The organism is Campylobacter gracilis (genome assembly GCF_001190745.1).
GTDB lineage: Bacteria > Campylobacterota > Campylobacteria > Campylobacterales > Campylobacteraceae > Campylobacter_B > Campylobacter_B gracilis.
Genome location: NZ_CP012196.1, coordinates 251,882 through 268,456 on the forward strand (window position 1 = coordinate 251,882; position 16,575 = coordinate 268,456).

Sequence of the window (16,575 nt, forward strand, 5' to 3'; positions counted from 1 at the left end):
TTGAGGAAGGAGCGAAATTCTATCAATTCCACTCCTTTATTTTGCGATGTTTAAAGCGCGCGTATCGCTGTCGCACGCACCGTTACGCCTGATTATTTTACGCCGACGATGATTTGAGTAGCTTTTATGATCGCAGTTACTTCGTCGCCGACTGCTAGCGCCAAATTTTTAACGGAGCTGTTTGTGACGATCGCGCTTAAATTTTCGCCGCCTGCGGTTCTGACATCGATTTCAGCATTGATTGCGCCCTCTTTAACGGCGGTGATTTTGCCTTTTAGCTGGTTCGCAGCACTTAGGCGAAGATCATTTTCTCCCTTTGAAATGATGACATTTGGGGCTTTAAATAAAAATACCGCCTCTTTGCCTGCTTTTAAATCCAAAGTTTTTTCAGAATCAACCGTCACGGTCGCTTTTAGCACGTCGCCGCCTCTGGTTTTAGCTGTGATTAGCGAATTCACCGCACCTGTTTTTACGTCGCTGATTACGACGTGAAGCTGATTTCTAGCACTGATTGCCATTGTTTCTCCTTGTAAAAAATTACGAGCAATGTTAGCGGCAAATCCTTAAATGAAATTTAAAAATGCTGCGTGTAAGAAATTAATTTGATTTGTTGCGAATTTATATTAAGCTCACTTTTTAAATTCCTAGCTTGCATTATGAAAAATAGCGTTAAAAAATAGATGAAATTCTAAATTTGCATATTAAATCGGGTTATTTTCCTTGAAATTTTATTCGCTTTTTATAAAATTCTGCGTTTTTTAGAGCTATGACGCAAAATTTAGCGTTTGTTTTATGCGCATTTGCGAAGTGTACATCCAGATGAAAATTTATCTCAAATCGTGCCTGATAAGGCTTTAAAAGCGCTCCGCTTAAGCCTTGTTTGCTGAATTCTATGCCTCGCACATCGGTTTTCCGAATAGATTTTGGTGAGCGAAGTAATTTTACATTTGCTTTAAAATACAGCTAGCGGTGCGCTTTGAGCGCAAAATTTTAGTGCACCTTGCTTTGCAAAAAATCGCGCAGAATCATCGCGTGGTTGCAGTGCTCGTTCTTTGCGGCGTACAGCAACGTGACGACCGGCTCGTTTTTAACCTTTTTCAAAAATTCAGCTACGGCGGGATTTTGCTCAAGTTCAGCTAGGTAAAGCTCCTTAAAATGGGCGAAATTCTCAGGCTTATGCGCGAAAAGCTTGCGTATTTCGGTGCTAGGCGTTATATCTTTTGCCCACATATCAAGCTCCAGCGCGTCTTTTTTTACGCCGCGCGGCCATAGCCTATCGCAAAGCACGCGAAATCCATCCTCTTCCTCTGCGCTCTCATAAACGCGCTTAATCTTAAATTCTGTCATAGTTTGCTCCTTTAAATTTGCTAATCTTTGATGAAATAATCGCCGTCGAAGCTTACGAGCGAGTATTTGCGCTCGCTTCCAAGCGCCTCTACGAGCTCTGGTATGCTAAGGAATGTGAGGCTGTCGGCGCCTATAAACTTGCAAATTTCATCCGTGCTCATATTCGCGGCGATCAGCTCGCGCACGCTCGGCGTGTCGATGCCGTAGCGCTCGGGATACTTTAGCTCGGGGCTTGCGATACACATATGCACATGCGCCGCGCCCGCATGGCGCAGAAGCTCGACGATCTTTTTGCTCGTGGTACCGCGCACGATGCTGTCATCGATCACTGCGACGCTCTTGCCGTGCAGTGCCGCGCCGATCGGATTTAGCTTGAGTTTGACCTTTAAATTTCGCACCTCTTGCGTCGGCTCGATGAAGGTGCGGCCGATGTAGTGGTTGCGCACGATCGCCATCTCAAAAGGGATTTTACTCTCTTGCGCGAAACCTAGCGCCGCCGGTACGCCGCTATCGGGCACAGGCACGACGAAATTAGCTTTTAAATTTTTACATTTTCGCGCGAGCGCAGCGCCCAGCTTTTTTCTGACCTCGTATACGTTTTTGCCCTCTACGACGCTGTCGGGGCGCGCGAAGTAGATGTATTCAAACGCGCAAATTCTAGCCTCCGCGGCTTTTAAAATTTGAACCGAGCTAAACTCATCCTTGCCCTCTTCGAAGATCACCATCTCGCCGGGCTTTACGTCGCGGATGAACTCGGCTCCTACGAGATCAAACGCGCAGGTCTCGCTCGCGACGATGTAGCCGCCGTCTTTGAGCCTGCCGATGCTAAGCGGACGCACGCCGTAGCGATCGCGCACGGCAAACATCTTCGAGCGGCTTAAAATCAGAAGCGAATATGCGCCCACGCACTGATTCAGAGCTTCGACGATACGGTCTTTTAGATGCTCCTGCTTGCTGCGTGCGATGAGATGCAAGATGTTTTCGGTGTCCATGCCGGACTGAAAGATCGCCCCCTCGCTTACGAGTTTGCGGCGAATTTCGTCTTTATTAATCAAATTTCCGTTATGAACGATCGAAATTTCGCCTAGCGCGTAGTTGCCCGCAACAGGCTGTGCGTCTTTCAGGCTGTCTGCGCCCGCGGTGCCGTAGCGGTTGTGGCCGATCGCGATGTTGCCCTTTAAAATTTCAAAACTCGCGGGGCTAAAAACCTCCGTCACGAGCCCTGTGGCTTTGATCGTTTTGATGTGATGGTTGAAGCTCGAGCTGATGCCGCTTGCCTCCTGGCCGCGGTGCTGCATGGCAAAAAGCCCGTAATACGCGGTTTTAGCCGCACCTTCGGAATTTATGACTCCCACGATTGCGCACATTTTCTAACCTCTTAAATTTTATTTTTTAGAAATTTATCTATATTTTGTTTTATACTCGGCAGGTAGTCGCTAACTACGCTTTGAACGATGGCTAAATTTAATCCTTCGTAATCGTGCGCCGAAGCATTTCTGATCCCGCGGAATCCTGCTATATCGCTCGGTGCAAATATACTTAGAATATCTATATCGCCGCTATCTTGAATTTTTTGCAGTTGCTCGTTGCAAGAGATTAGATGCATTATTATCGCTGGTCGGTCGCGAAGTTCGTCGGCAAGCGCTTTTTCAACACCGATTTTACAGATTTGTTGTATCGCGTCTATCTTTTTGGAGATTAACTCAAGCCTTTGCAAATTCCTCTTATTATACATAGATAGCTCCTTCTAGTAGCTTTAGCTTCTTTTTGTCGCTCATCGATGCCGTATCGCATAGATCTACCGAAATTTTAAATTTATTAGCGATGCGTCCTCTTAATTCGTCTAAATATATAAATGCTCGCATGCCGCCGCCAAGACGAGCGATTGTTTGCTTGCTGCTTTCGATCGCCACATCGATATCCGAAGCGATATTCGCTCTACCTTTGGCGTAGCTACCAAATAGTCCGACTTTGTAAATTCCAAAGCTTTCAAGCTCTGGCTTTAGCTCGCGCAAAAAATTTAAAATTTCATCTTTGGTTGGCATTTTTTCCTCTTAAATTTAGCTGCAAAGCCTAGATTCCTAAGCAGTCGTCTATGCCGTAAAGCCCGCTATTTTGGGACGCAAGCCATACCGCCGCCTTTATCGCGCCTCTGGCAAAGGTCGCGCGAGAAGTCGCCGTATGATTTAGCTCGATGAACTCGCCCTCGCCGTAAAATCCCACGGTGTGGCGCCCGACTATATCGCCGCCGCGCATCGACATCACGGCGATCTCGTCCTTGCTCCGCTCGCCGATGAGCCCGTCGCGACCGCTTACGCGCACGTCTTTTAAGTTTAGCTCGCGCGCGCTTGCGGCGCTTTCCGCAAGGCTCATCGCCGTGCCGCTCGGAGCGTCTTTTTTGTGACGGTGGTGCATCTCTAAAATTTCGCAGTCAAAATCGCGCAGGCTCCTGCTGGCAAGTGCTACGAGCTTGTTTAGCACCGCGACGCCTAGGCTCATATTCGTAGCGTGCAGCACGGGCATTTTTGCGCCGCATTCGCGCAGTAGCCGCTCGCCCTCATCACCCAGAGCCGTCGTACCGATGCAAAGCGGCTTTGGGTGCGAAAGCGCAAATTTCATTAAGCTTATCGCGCCGTCTCGGATCGTAAAGTCTATCACGACGTCGCAGCCGCTAAAAAGCTCGTCGTAGCTGCGGCTTGCGGCGCAGCTCGGCGTATAATCAAGCGGCGCGACCGTGTAGATCGCGCTTGCTTGCGCCTGATCGAAATTTTTCAGGCATTCGTAGATCATCGTGCCCATTCTGCCGCTTCCGCCGTGAATTCCTATATTTATCATCGCCGTTCCTTTAAATTTAGTCCGCTTAGTATAGCCAAATTTTGCTTACACTACCTCTCTACGCCGAGACTTAGCGGGATGAAGCTGTTTTGTTTGAGCTCCGCTTCGCTCGGCTTTTTGATTTCTATGCGAGAGGCGCTTACGCCGCGCTGCACGAGTACCGCTTGCACGGCGGCCGCTCTGGCAAGGGCTAACTCATCAAGACGCGAACGGGTAAATTTCTGCGCGCTTATCAGCTCCTCCATCGCCTCATCGCCGCCGGATTTGATGCCGTATTTGACCTTAAGCGCCACTATGGCTTCATCCGTGGAGAGACCTTGTTTATTAGACATCAGCGTGAGGGTATTTTGCAGCGAGCGCCTTTTAAACTCGTGGGTATCGAGTTTTTCGTTATATGCGGAGTTTAGGATGATCTTAAGTTCAGGCTTAGCTTTTGCGACCTTGGCCAAATCATCGATTTTAGAGCTTTCGCTGATTAAAATTTCGCTGCTCGCCGCCTCAAAATCGATACTTTCGAGCTTTTTCGTATCTACGCCCGCGATCTTTCCCATAAATCTAAACGGACTTAACACGATATCCGAGAGCAGCTTTTTGATCGCGCCCCAAACGAGCGCGCTGTAGCTAAATTTCGGATCACTCAGCGCACCGCTTAGAGGCAGGCTAAGATCGATCTGATCATCGCTGTCCTTTAGGATCGATACCGCTAGCCCGATCGGAAGGTTCAGTGCGTCCTTGCTCTGCATCTCTTTGCCAAGCTCGAAGCGGTCTAAATTTAGATCATTGCTTGCGTTTAGCTTACCGTCTTCGATCTTGTAGGCAAGTTTTAAATTTAGCTTACCGCCCGCGATTTCGTTTCCGATATATTTGGCGGTATAGGGCGATGCGGGCGCAAGCGGGATCTCCTTTAAAACGACGTTTATATCGCTTTTGCGTTTAAAATCTAGCGGATAGGCGCGCGCCGTGATGTTTGCCAGCCCGCTTCCGCTTACGAGCGAGCTAAACTTAATATCCGCCGCCCGCTTCGGACTGATCTCGCTGATACTTGCCTTCATATCGCTGATGCGTAGTTTAAAGGGCGTGCCCAGGCTCTCGTCGGTGAAATTTAAACTTCCGCCGCTAAGCGAGATATTTTTTACGCTCCACGCAAAGTTTGCCTTGCTTTTTGCGGATCTGCTAGGCGTAGCTTCGGCGGGCTTTGCAGTCTGCTTTAGCTGCGCGGCGGGCTTTATTAGCGAAGCTAAATTTAAACGTCTGTCTTTATTTAGCAAGATATTTGCCGCGGGCGAGCCAAGGGCGATCTTATTTAGCGTGAGGGAGTTTGGGCTCAGCGAGATTTGCGCGACATTTAGCGACGCGAGGGAGAAAATTTTATCTCTGCCCGAGCTTAGCGCCAAGCCCTTGCCCGATAGCTTCGCTTCGAGTGAGAAGGCGTTTGAAAGCTTCAGCTGCCCTTGCGTAGCGAGCTCGCCGGCGATGGAGCCCGTGATAAATTCCGTTGCATATTTGTTAAAAACGTTCAAATTTGGTGCATTTAGGCTAAAGCTCACGCCTACGTTAAGCGGCGCGATGCTAGCCTTGCCGTCCGCGCTAGCGGTGATTTCGCCCGTGATAAGGCTTGCTTTGATACCGAAAGGCTCGGCAAAATTCGAGCTTAGCCCGCTTAGTGTGGCGCTGAAATCTTTGATCTCGTGCACATTGTTTTTAACGATAAAGCTCTCGCCGACCTTAGCCTGTGCGCCCATTACGGAGGCCTCGCCGATCTTAAATTTTAAAGCGGGACTTTTGGAGGGCTTTTTAGAATTTAAATTTGCGCCGCTTGCCGTAGAATTTGCATCCGCTTGGCTTACGGCGTTAGAGTTCGCCGTTTTTTTGGGGCTTGCGGGATTTTTAGAGATCGCGCTTAAGATCGCGAGATCGTTTATGCTTTTGGCACCGCTAACGCCCACCTCCGAGTTGAAAAACGGCGCGTTTAGCAAAATTTTATCCACGCCCAGATTTAGATCCGCGACGTTAAATTTAATCCCCTGCACGCCGAAGCTTTCAAATCCGCTAAAAATTCCGTTTTTATTTGCGATTTTGGAGTTTGAAATTTTAGCAAACTTCAGACTTGCGCCGTTTTGCGCGCCCTCTTTGTCGTAGCTAAACGCGCCCAGCTCGGTCGCGGCGAGTGAAATTTTGTCGCTGCGCGCTAGCGTAATCTGCGTATCCGCGATATTAAAGGCGCCAAAGCCTGTATGAAGGGCCGTATCGTTACCTTCGGCATTAAATTTTAAGAAATTTTCCGTGATTTTAGTGTCGTTTGAAACGACCGAAATTAGCGGGTTTGCAAAGCTTGAGCGGTTTAGATCTACGCTTTTTACGGCGGAGTTTAGCCGCAAGTTCGCGCCCGTTTTGTTAAAATCCAGCGCAAAATCTGCGACCTGCGCCCCCTCAAAGCCCGTGGAAATTTTAGTTTCGTTCATATCGTATTTTGCGTCCGAAACTAGCACTTGCGGGATTGCCACTTCGCCAGAAATTTCATCAGAAACGTCCGTATTTAGGCTGAAACTCGGGATTTTTAACGAGCCGAGAGAAATTAAGCTTTGATCTTGCAAAATTTCTAAGCTCTCAAGCTCGAGTTTCGAGTTTTCAAGCGTAAATTTTATATTTTCATCAAGGCTCAATCGGTAATTCAGCGTGGCGGAAAGAAAGCCGTTTTTAAGCCGCACGCCGCTAGGATCGAGATACGATAGCCAAAACGGATCGATTTTCAGCCGTTTAAGATCTATTTTGCCATGCAACCGCAGAGGCGCCAGATCGATCGCTCCATCGAAACTCAGCGAGTCGTATGTGCGCGAAACGGCGCTTAGGTCGTGCTCGCCGATCGTTTCGTCTTTTAAGCTTAAGCCGTTGATCTCATAATTTAGCTCGGTCGAGATGAGCGAAAACGGCCTTTTTAGGGAGTTATCGACGTAGCCCAGAGAGCCGCGCTCGATCTTAAAATTATTCAGCGTGACGTTGAAACTCGAGTTTTCATCCTTGCTTTCGCTCTTTTGCTCCGAGATTAGCGGCTCGAAATTGAAGGTGCCGTTTTGCTCACGCTCGACGTGGAATTTAGGCGATTTTAGGTGCAAAATTTCTACCGCGAGAGTCTTTTTAAAAAGCTTTGAAAAACCGATTTTTAAATTTATCTCATCGGCGCTAAACAGCGGCTTAAAGGTGCTAAGCTCCGGCTTTGTGACGTTTAGCTCGTAGGTAAAGGGGTTAAATTTAGCATCCTGCACGCTAAAGTTTGCTCTGCCCTCTAAAATTTTAGGCAGCGCCTTTTCGATAAAAAGCGGCACGCCGAAAAAGCCCGCAAGCACGTAAAACAGCGCAAATCCACCTACGCCGCAAGCAAACTTACGTCGGTGTTTTATAAAAAAATTTTTCATTTTTCCGCTCATTAATTTTGATAGCGTAAAATTATATCCAAAATTTCGCGCAAAGGGTTAAAATTTGCTGGTTCACATCTGCTGCTCGGTCGATTGCGATTATTTTTTGCGCCGCTTAAAAGAGCTCGCGCAGGAGCCGCTAATAGGCTATTTCTACGATCCAAACATCCACCCCTACGGCGAATACGTTCTTAGAATGCACGACTCAAAGCGGGTTTGCGAGAATTTAGGGATTAAATTTATCCCGGGCGAGTATGATTTTCAGGGCTGGCTACAGGGCGCGCGCGGGCTTGAAAACGAGCCCGAAAAGGGCGCACGCTGCGAGTTTTGCTTTGATTTTCGCATGCAAAAAACGGCCGAGCTCGCGCTAAGTCTAGGCGAGCGTAAAATCACTACGACGCTTCTTATGAGCCCCAAAAAATCGCACTCCCAGCTTTGCGCCTCGCTGCAGCGCATTTGCGAGCGCTACGGGCTAGAGTTTATCGCGCCCGATTTTCGCAAAAACGGCGGCACGAACGAGCAGTTTGCGCTTGCGAAAAAAGACGCGCTCTATCATCAAAACTACTGCGGCTGCATCTACGCGCTTGCGGCGCAGCGGGGTGAGCAGCGAAAGACTGAGCGGAATTCGAGCGGAATTTTGACGGCGGATTTGAGACGAAATTTAGCCCAAGGCGCCGAAATTTACGAGCTAATGTCACCGATCGATAGGCAAATCTTGCCCGCTTCGGTAGAGGAGAAGCTGAAATTTTACAAAAAGCTTTGCTCGCTCGAAAAAAATGGGGTGAAATTTAGTGTGCTGCGCGATCGGTTTTTAAACTACCGCCTGCTGCGCGCATGGATTAAATTTGACGGCGAGGTCGTGCCTTCGTTTGTACTATTCGGCTCGCATTTTACTCGTGAAAATGTAAAGCTTAGCGTGGAGCGAGAGTGCGAAATCTTTTGCAGCGATAAGGGGGAGATTAAAATTTTAAGCCTGGCGAAATTTAACGAAATTTTAAGATCAAATTTCAAAAGCGTATCCGAAATGCTAAAAAATCCGCCGAGTCTCGCGCGCCAAAATAAAGCTCGCGCCGCCCTGTGCGCTGCGGGCTCGCTCTCGCCGATCATCGTCACGGACGAGATAAGAGCCGCCAAAGTTCAAATTTACGGGCTCTCGCGCATATTTTTAGACGTTAGGGAAATTTTAGTAAGAATTTGATAAAATTGCAAGATTTTTAAATAAAGGCAGATAATGATAGACATAAACGAAATTCTCTCCATCCTACCTCATCGTTTTCCGTTTTTGCTGATAGATCGCGTCGAAGAGCTCAGCATAGGCGAAAGCATCAAGGCCTATAAAAACGTAACCTACAACGAGCAGATCTTTCAGGGTCACTTCCCGGGGCATCCGATCTATCCGGGCGTAATGATTATCGAGGGCTTAGCGCAGGCAGGCGGCGTGCTGGCGTTTAAGAGCATGGAGAAAGACGGTGTCGATCTAAGCGACAAGGTCGTGTATTTTATGAGTATCGACAACGCTAAATTTAGAAACCCGGTTCGCCCAGGCGACAAGCTTGAGTATCGCATCAGCGTAATCAAATACCGCGGACGTATATGGGTGCTAAAGGGCGAAGCCTACATCAACGACGGCGCCACATTGGCCGCACAGGCTGAACTTCAAGCGATGATAATGGATAAATGATGGCTAAAGTTCACCACACGGCGATCATCGAGGATGGCGCCCAGATCGGAGCCGAGGTTGTGATCGAGCCGTATGCTTTCATAAGCGCGCAGGCTAAAATCGCAGACGGCTGCACGATCAAGCAGGGCGCGCGCATCATCGGCGATACTCAAATCGGCGAGAACTCTAAAATTTTTTCATACGCGATCGTGGGCGAAATTCCGCAGGATATGAGCTTTGAAGATGGCGAGCGTACAGGGTTAGTCATCGGCAAAAACGCTACGATTCACGAGTTTTGCACGATCAGCTCGGGCTCGCATAAGGGCGACGGATTTACGCGCATCGGCGATAATCTCTTTATGATGGCGTATTGCCACATCGCGCACGATTGCGTGCTGGGAAGCAACATAATCCTAGCAAACAACGCTACGCTCGCAGGTCATGTCGTAATGGGCGATTATGCAGTTATCGGCGGGCTTACCCCCGTGCATCAGTTCGTTCGTATCGGCGAGAGCTGCATGATCGCAGGGGCTAGCGCGCTTAGTCAGGACGTGGTGCCGTTTTGCCTAGCCGAGGGGAATCGCGCCTATATTCGCGGGCTAAATTTAACGGGCATCCGCCGCCGCTTCGATAAAGAGACGGTCGAGACGATAAATCGGGCGTATAAATTTTTATTCAACCAGGGTGGGGGCTTAAAGGAGCAGGCGCAAATTTTATTAAACGAAACGAGCGATCAAAACGTGCGCAAGATGTGCGAGTTTATAATCAACACAAAACGCGGAATTCCGCTAGATAAAGGTAAAATTTAATGGCAAATAAGTGCAGTTTTTGCGGTGAGACGGGCGCGGACGGACGTCGTATCTATCCTAACGACGACGGTACGGCGGCTATCTGCAGCTATTGTATCGATATGGCATACGCCGCTATCCACGGCAGCGAGGGTCAAAATGAGGCGATACAAAATCAAAATAAAGAGATCGATTTCGAAGCTATCAAGCCAAAGGCGCTGATGGAGGTTCTCAACCGCTACGTCATCGGTCAGGAGCGTGCTAAGAAAATTTTTAGCGTCGGCGTTTACAACCACTATAAAAGAATTTTCAGACAGACCGACGCGAAGGGTGACGATACAGAAATTTCAAAATCAAATATCTTGCTTATCGGACCTACCGGCAGCGGCAAGACGCTTATGGCGCAGACCTTGGCGAAATTTTTGGACGTTCCGATCGCCATTAGCGACGCTACGAGCCTAACGGAAGCGGGCTACGTCGGTGAGGACGTAGAAAACATCCTCACCCGCCTTTTGCAGGCTGCGGACGGCGACGTAGAGAAGGCGCAGCGCGGTATCGTATTTGTAGATGAGATTGATAAGATCGCGCGAATGAGCGAAAACCGCAGCATCACGCGCGACGTAAGCGGCGAAGGGGTACAGCAAGCGCTACTTAAAATCATCGAAGGAAGCGTCGTAAATATCCCTCCAAAGGGCGGTCGCAAGCATCCAAATCAGGACTTCATCCAGATCGATACTACTAATATCCTATTCGTCTGCGGCGGCGCGTTCGACGGGCTAAACGAGATTATCAACCGCCGCATCGGGCAGAACGTGTTAGGGTTTAACCAAACCAAGCGCAGCAAGAAAGAGAGCTTAAATTTACTAAATATGGTCGAGGCCGACGATCTGGTGCATTACGGCATAATCCCCGAGCTCATCGGGCGCTTGCACATAGTGGCTACGCTAAACGAGATTGACGAAAAGGCGATGGTTAGAATTTTAACCGAGCCGAAAAACGCGATCTTAAAGCAATATCAAAAGCTTTTCGCGATAGATGGCGCAAATTTAAAATTTGACGACGACGCGCTAAGGGAGGTCGCAAGCCTTGCGATCAAGCGCAAAACGGGCGCACGCGGACTTCGCAGCATAATCGAGGAGATAATGATCGATATTATGTTCGATCTGCCTGAGCTTAAGGGCTATGACGTCATCATCTCCAAAGAGGTCGTAGACGGCGTCTCTAAGCCGATACTTGTAAAACAAAATTTAACTGCATAAAGGGGATAAATGTTACTTGATTCTATTCTAGGATTATTTTCTAGGGATATGGGCATCGATCTAGGCACGGCAAACACGCTCGTGCTGCTAAAAGATAAAGGCATCATCATCAACGAGCCAAGCGTCGTCGCGGTACAAAACGAACGCTACGGTAAGCAAAGGATCATCGCCGTGGGCGCCGAGGCTAAAGAGATGCTCGGGCGCACTCCGGGCGATATCGAAGCGGTGCGCCCGATGAAGGACGGCGTTATCGCGGATTTTGATATGACGGAGAAGATGATTAGGTATTTCATTGAAAAGACCCACAAGCGCCGTTTTTTTGTAAGCCCGCGCATCATCATCTCGGTTCCTTACGGGCTAACTCAGGTCGAGCGTAAAGCCGTGCGCGAAAGCGCGATGATAGCGGGCGCGCGAGAAGTTTATTTAATCGAAGAGCCGATGGCTGCGGCGATCGGCGCGGGACTTCCCGTAAATGAAGCGCGCGGCTCGCTGGTCGTGGATATCGGCGGCGGTACCACCGAGATCGGCGTCATCTCGCTAGGCGGCATCATCAGCGCCAAATCTGTCCGCGTCGCAGGTGATAAGATCGACGCGAGCATCGTTAATTACGTCAAAGAAAAATATAGCCTGCTTATTTCGGAGCGTGCCGCCGAGGAGATCAAGATCAAGATCGGCACGGCGGTGCAGCAGCAAAAAGATCTTACATACACGGTCAAAGGAAAAGACCAGATCAGCGGCCTTTTAAGCTCGGTCGATCTTACGAGTGAGGACGTTAGAGAGGCGATTAAAGACTCGATCAGAGAGATTGCAGACGCGCTGAAATTTGTCCTTGAGAGCATTCAGCCAGAAGTCGCCGCCGACATCGTTGAAAACGGCGTCGTGCTAACGGGCGGCGGTGCGCTCATTCGCGGATTAGATAAATATCTAAGCGACACCGTAAAGCTTCCGGTTTTCGTCGCGGACGAGCCACTGCTGTGCGTCGCAAACGGCACGGGAAAAGCCCTAGAAGAGATCAAATCGCTAAAACAAGCGGCAAATGACTAATCTAAAACTCCTCCTCGTCGCGGTTTTGCTGGTAGCCGTTTCGCTTACGTTCGGCTCGTATATCCACGGCAAATTTATCGGATTTGCAGGAGGAATTTTAGAGGTTTATTACGGCGTGAGCGATCGGGTAAAAAGCGCCGTTAGCGAGCATTTTAACCAAGCCGAGACGATCAAGGCTTTACGCGAGGAAAACGCCGAGCTGAAAAAATCGGCGATGCTGCTTAGTACGTTCGCGGGCGAGCTGAATAAAATTTTGATCGATAAAAATAGCTCCGTCTACGAGCCCAAAGTTCAGCTCGTAAAGGCGCTGAGCTACGCGAATCTAAACGACTACAACAAATTCTTCGTAAATTTTGAAAATTTTAACCCAAACAAAATTTACGGCCTCATCAGCGAGGGCAAGACCGCAGGAATTTTAGTAAATAAAGACGGGCGCCCGCTTGCGATCTTACAGCGCGACGAGAAGAGCAACTTCTCCGTTTTCATAGGAGATACTCAAATTCCTGGCGTCGCAGGCGGCGAAAATAACGAGCTCGTAGTCAGATACATCCCGCAATGGCTCGATCCCAAGGTAGGCGATGAGGTCTTTACGAGCGGGAAAGATGAAATTTTCTTTGCCGGCGTACCGGTAGGAAAGGTTAAAGAAATTCAAAACGGGAAGCTATACAAAAGCGCCGTCGTAGAGCCCTACGTGAGCTCCGAGATGCCGGCGTTTTTGTATGTCGTTACAAAGGAAAATTGATGCCCAAGAGAGATGATATTAAGACGATTTTGCTGATCGGTAGCGGTCCGATCGTAATCGGTCAGGCGTGCGAGTTCGACTACAGCGGCACGCAGGCTGCCAAGACGCTAAAGAGCCTCGGATACCGCGTAGTGCTAATAAATTCTAACCCCGCCACCATCATGACCGATCCCGATTTTGCCGACGCCACCTATATCGAGCCGATCACCAAAGAGAGCATTTTGCGTATCATAAAGCGCGAGGGCGTCGATGCGATCCTGCCTACGATGGGCGGACAGGTCGCGCTAAACGTAGCGATGCAGGCTTACGAAAGCGGCGAGCTAGCAGGGGTGAAATTTCTAGGCGCCAACCCCGAAGCGATCAAAAAGGGCGAGGATAGGGTAAAATTTAAAGAGGCGATGATTAAGATCGGAATGGATCTGCCTAAATCCAAATACGCTTACAATATCGAAGAGGCGATGGCTGCGGCGAATGAGATCGGCTTTCCGCTCATTATCCGCGCTAGCTACACCCTAGGCGGCGCAGGCAGCGGCGTGGCGTACAATATCGACGAGTTTAAAGAGGTCGCGCAAAATGGGCTAGACGTGAGCCCGATAAATGAAATTTTGATCGAAGAGAGCCTGCTTGGATGGAAAGAGTTCGAAATGGAGGTGATCCGCGATCATAAGGACAACTGCATCATCGTCTGCTCGATCGAAAATTTCGACCCGATGGGGGTGCATACGGGCGATAGCATTACGGTTGCGCCCGCTCTGACGCTTACCGATAAAGAATACCAGGCGATGCGCGACGCGAGCTTTAAAATTTTACGTGAGATCGGCGTGGATACTGGCGGCAGTAACGTGCAGTTTGCGGTAAATCCGCAAACGGGGCGGATGATCGTCATCGAGATGAACCCGCGCGTAAGCCGCAGCTCGGCTCTCGCGTCCAAAGCCACGGGCTATCCGATCGCCAAGGTCGCTACAATGCTAGCGGTGGGCTTTAGCCTGGATGAGATCAAAAACGACATCACCGGCACGCCTGCGAGCTTTGAGCCGGTGATCGATTATATCGTGACTAAAATTCCGCGCTTTGCGTTTGAAAAATTTCCAGGCGCAAACCCCTATCTCGGCACCGCGATGAAAAGTATCGGCGAGGTGATGGCGATCGGACGCAGCTTTAAAGAGAGCATTCAAAAGGCGCTGTGCTCGCTGGAGAAGGGCTACTTCGGCTTCGTGGAGCTAAATTTGAGCGAAAAGGATCTTATCTTCGGGCTTCGCAATGCGCAACAAGATAGAGCTTTATATATCGCCCAGGGCTTTAGAGCGGGCATGAGCGTAGATCAAATTTACGAGCTTAGCAAGATCGATTGCTGGTTTTTGAGCCAGATCGAGCAGATCGTAAAATTTGAAGAGCGCATCGATATGGAGATCATCAACGACGCGGCGCTTTTGAGACAGGCCAAGAGCTGGGGCTTTAGCGATAAGATGATCGCAAATTTAATCAACAAAAAGGATAATCTGGGCCTTACGCAAAACGACATCCATTTTGCCTGCGCCAGGCAGGGCATCGACCTTGAATACAACGAAGTAGATACCTGTGCTGGCGAGTTTGCGGCGCTTACCCCGTATCTGTATTCCAGCACCAACATAACGCCCGCCATCGCAAGCCGTAAAATTTCAAAAGATAATAAAAAAGTCCTCATCATCGGCGGCGGTCCGAACCGCATCGGGCAGGGCATAGAGTTTGACTACTGCTGCGTGCACGCTAGCTACGCTCTGCGCGATATGGGGATCACTACGATAATGTATAACTGCAACCCCGAAACCGTCAGCACCGACTACGACACGAGCGATATTTTATACTTCGAGCCGATCGATTTCGAGCACGTTAGAGCGGTCATCGAGGCCGAGAACCCCGACGGCGTGATCGTGCATTTCGGAGGCCAAACGCCGCTAAAGCTCGCCAAGCGCCTAAGCACCGTGGGAGCAAAGATTATCGGCACGAGCGCGCGCACGATAGACGTAGCGGAGGATCGCAAAAAATTTAGCGAGTTTATCGTAAACATCGGCGTTAAGCAGCCCAAAAACGATACTGCCGTAAGCGAAGCCGAAGCGATCGAAAAGGCCGCTGCTATCGGCTATCCCGTACTCGTGCGCCCTAGCTACGTACTCGGGGGTCGCGCGATGCGGCGCGTGCATAGCGAAGCCGAGCTTAGGCTGTATATGAGCGAAGCCGTGAGCGTGAGTCACCACTCTCCCGTGCTGATAGATAAATTTTTACTTGACGCAACCGAGCTTGATGTGGATGCGATCTGCGACGGACGCGACGTGTATATCGGCGCGATAATGGAGCATATCGAGGAGGCGGGCATTCACAGCGGCGATAGTGCGAGCATCCTGCCGCCGCTTAGCCTGAGCGCGGAGATGATCGATCTGGTAAGTCGCCAAACCAAAGAGATCGCGCTAAATCTCGGCGTCGTGGGGCTTATGAATATTCAATTCGCGATTTTTGAAAACGAGCTTTACATCATCGAGGTAAATCCGCGCGCAAGCCGCACCGTGCCGTTTGTCAGCAAGGCGACGGGAATTCCGATGGCAAAGGTCGCTACCCGCGTAATGTGGCAGGGGGGTCTGCGCGAGGCTTTGAAATTTTACGATGAATTCGGCGTGCTGATCGAAGAGAAAGGAATTTTAAAGCCGCGTATTAAAAACCATATCTGCGTAAAGGAGAGTGTCTTTCCTTTCAACAAGCTTGCAGGCGCGGATCTGATCCTGGGGCCTGAGATGAAAAGCACCGGCGAGGTGATGGGCATCGGCGAGAGCTTTGCCAAGAGCTTTGCTAAATCGCAAATCGGCGCGAGCAATGCGCTTCCAAGCGGCGGCAAGGTATTTTTGTCGCTAGCTGATCATGACAAACCGCGAGCCGTAGAGCTTGCACGCGCGTTTACGAGCGCAGGCTTTAGTATCGCGGCTACGAGCGGCACTTACAAGCTACTGGGCGAAAACGGCGTGGAGTGCGAGTTTGTCTATAAAATCAGCGAGGGTCGCCCAAATATCGAGGACAAGCTCAAAAACGGCGAAATTTCGCTCGTCATCAATACCAGCGATAGTAAATCAAACTCTACCGACGCCGCGAAGATCCGCCAGAGCGTGCTGCGCTTTAGACTGCCGTATTTTACGACGATGAAGGCGGCGATCGCCGCTACGCGCTCGATCTGCTCGATAAAGGACGAATCCGTGCTTGAAGTTAAAACGCTGCAGGAGTATCTAAGCGGTAGGTAGCGCTAGCAGCCTCCGTTAGCGCCGTGTAGCGATAAAATTTTAACTTGCTTTTAGGCGATACGATTAAACGTGGCGTGAGTAAATTTAACGCGCAGGATCATTAAGAAATTTAGGCATGGCGAATCGTGGCATACATAGCGCTTTTATTTTTTGGAAGAGCTTTTGATTTGCTGGACGAATATAAAAATATAACGGGTATTCATACGTGTAAAACCTAAAAGTTT

Annotated in this window: 14 protein-coding genes; 7 read left to right on the plus strand and 7 right to left on the minus strand. The window is 49.6% G+C overall.

All coding sequences use genetic code 11. The features are described from left to right. Nucleotides 1–92 precede the first annotated feature (92 nt). The 7 genes from CGRAC_RS01360 to CGRAC_RS01395 form a co-directional block, all read right to left on the minus strand. On the minus strand, nucleotides 93–518 hold the full coding sequence (locus tag CGRAC_RS01360) for a TOBE domain-containing protein (protein WP_005869837.1): 426 nt from the start codon (nucleotides 516–518) through the stop codon (nucleotides 93–95). A gap of 472 nt (nucleotides 519–990) precedes the next feature. Further along, nucleotides 991–1,347, minus strand: coding sequence for a DUF488 domain-containing protein (locus CGRAC_RS01370; protein WP_005869834.1), 357 nt, complete (start codon nucleotides 1,345–1,347; stop codon nucleotides 991–993). Nucleotides 1,348–1,367: 20 nt separating this feature from the next. Beyond that, nucleotides 1,368–2,714 carry an amidophosphoribosyltransferase gene (purF, locus tag CGRAC_RS01375; protein WP_005869832.1) on the minus strand — a complete coding sequence of 449 codons (1,347 nt, stop codon included), beginning with the start codon at nucleotides 2,712–2,714 and terminating at the stop codon, nucleotides 1,368–1,370. An 11-nt stretch (nucleotides 2,715–2,725) separates the two neighbouring features. Then, complete coding sequence (locus tag CGRAC_RS01380; protein WP_005869830.1) at nucleotides 2,726–3,082, minus strand: HepT-like ribonuclease domain-containing protein; 357 nt, start codon at nucleotides 3,080–3,082, stop codon at nucleotides 2,726–2,728. Then, a complete protein-coding gene (locus tag CGRAC_RS01385) occupies nucleotides 3,075–3,392 on the minus strand; it encodes a nucleotidyltransferase family protein (RefSeq protein ID WP_005869828.1) in 318 nt (105 codons plus the stop codon). The genes CGRAC_RS01380 and CGRAC_RS01385 overlap by 8 nt, the downstream gene beginning before the upstream one ends. Before the next feature lie 28 nt (nucleotides 3,393–3,420). After that, nucleotides 3,421–4,182, minus strand: a complete 762-nt coding sequence (gene dapB, locus CGRAC_RS01390) for a 4-hydroxy-tetrahydrodipicolinate reductase (RefSeq protein WP_005869827.1) — start codon at nucleotides 4,180–4,182, stop codon at nucleotides 3,421–3,423. Between the two features lie 50 nt (nucleotides 4,183–4,232). Next, nucleotides 4,233–7,595: a DUF748 domain-containing protein gene (locus CGRAC_RS01395; RefSeq protein ID WP_040303402.1), complete on the minus strand. Its 3,363-nt coding sequence runs from the start codon at nucleotides 7,593–7,595 to the stop codon at nucleotides 4,233–4,235. Nucleotides 7,596–7,659: 64 nt separating this feature from the next. Between CGRAC_RS01395 and CGRAC_RS01400 the strand changes: the two genes are divergently transcribed. The 7 genes from CGRAC_RS01400 to carB are packed head-to-tail and all read left to right on the plus strand — an operon-like array spanning nucleotide 7,660 to nucleotide 16,351. Further along, the gene (locus CGRAC_RS01400) at nucleotides 7,660–8,793 is read left to right on the plus strand and encodes an epoxyqueuosine reductase QueH (RefSeq protein ID WP_005869825.1); all 1,134 of its coding nucleotides are present in this window, start codon (nucleotides 7,660–7,662) and stop codon (nucleotides 8,791–8,793) included. A 33-nt stretch (nucleotides 8,794–8,826) separates the two neighbouring features. Then, nucleotides 8,827–9,276, plus strand: a complete 450-nt coding sequence (gene fabZ, locus CGRAC_RS01405; RefSeq protein WP_005869824.1) for a 3-hydroxyacyl-ACP dehydratase FabZ — start codon at nucleotides 8,827–8,829, stop codon at nucleotides 9,274–9,276. After that, nucleotides 9,276–10,064 carry an acyl-ACP--UDP-N-acetylglucosamine O-acyltransferase gene (lpxA, locus tag CGRAC_RS01410; RefSeq protein ID WP_005869822.1) on the plus strand — a complete coding sequence of 263 codons (789 nt, stop codon included), beginning with the start codon at nucleotides 9,276–9,278 and terminating at the stop codon, nucleotides 10,062–10,064. Before fabZ ends, lpxA begins: the two co-directional genes overlap by 1 nt. Further along, nucleotides 10,064–11,302 (plus strand): ATP-dependent protease ATP-binding subunit ClpX, encoded by a 1,239-nt coding sequence (gene clpX, locus CGRAC_RS01415; RefSeq protein ID WP_005869820.1) that lies wholly within the window; start codon nucleotides 10,064–10,066, stop codon nucleotides 11,300–11,302. The genes lpxA and clpX overlap by 1 nt, the downstream gene beginning before the upstream one ends. A gap of 9 nt (nucleotides 11,303–11,311) precedes the next feature. Beyond that, nucleotides 11,312–12,346 carry a rod shape-determining protein gene (locus CGRAC_RS01420; protein ID WP_005869818.1) on the plus strand — a complete coding sequence of 345 codons (1,035 nt, stop codon included), beginning with the start codon at nucleotides 11,312–11,314 and terminating at the stop codon, nucleotides 12,344–12,346. Further along, complete coding sequence (mreC, locus tag CGRAC_RS01425; RefSeq protein WP_005869816.1) at nucleotides 12,339–13,088, plus strand: rod shape-determining protein MreC; 750 nt, start codon at nucleotides 12,339–12,341, stop codon at nucleotides 13,086–13,088. The genes CGRAC_RS01420 and mreC overlap by 8 nt, the downstream gene beginning before the upstream one ends. Next, nucleotides 13,088–16,351: a carbamoyl-phosphate synthase large subunit gene (gene carB / locus CGRAC_RS01430; RefSeq protein WP_005869814.1), complete on the plus strand. Its 3,264-nt coding sequence runs from the start codon at nucleotides 13,088–13,090 to the stop codon at nucleotides 16,349–16,351. The genes mreC and carB overlap by 1 nt, the downstream gene beginning before the upstream one ends. Nucleotides 16,352–16,575 lie beyond the last annotated feature (224 nt).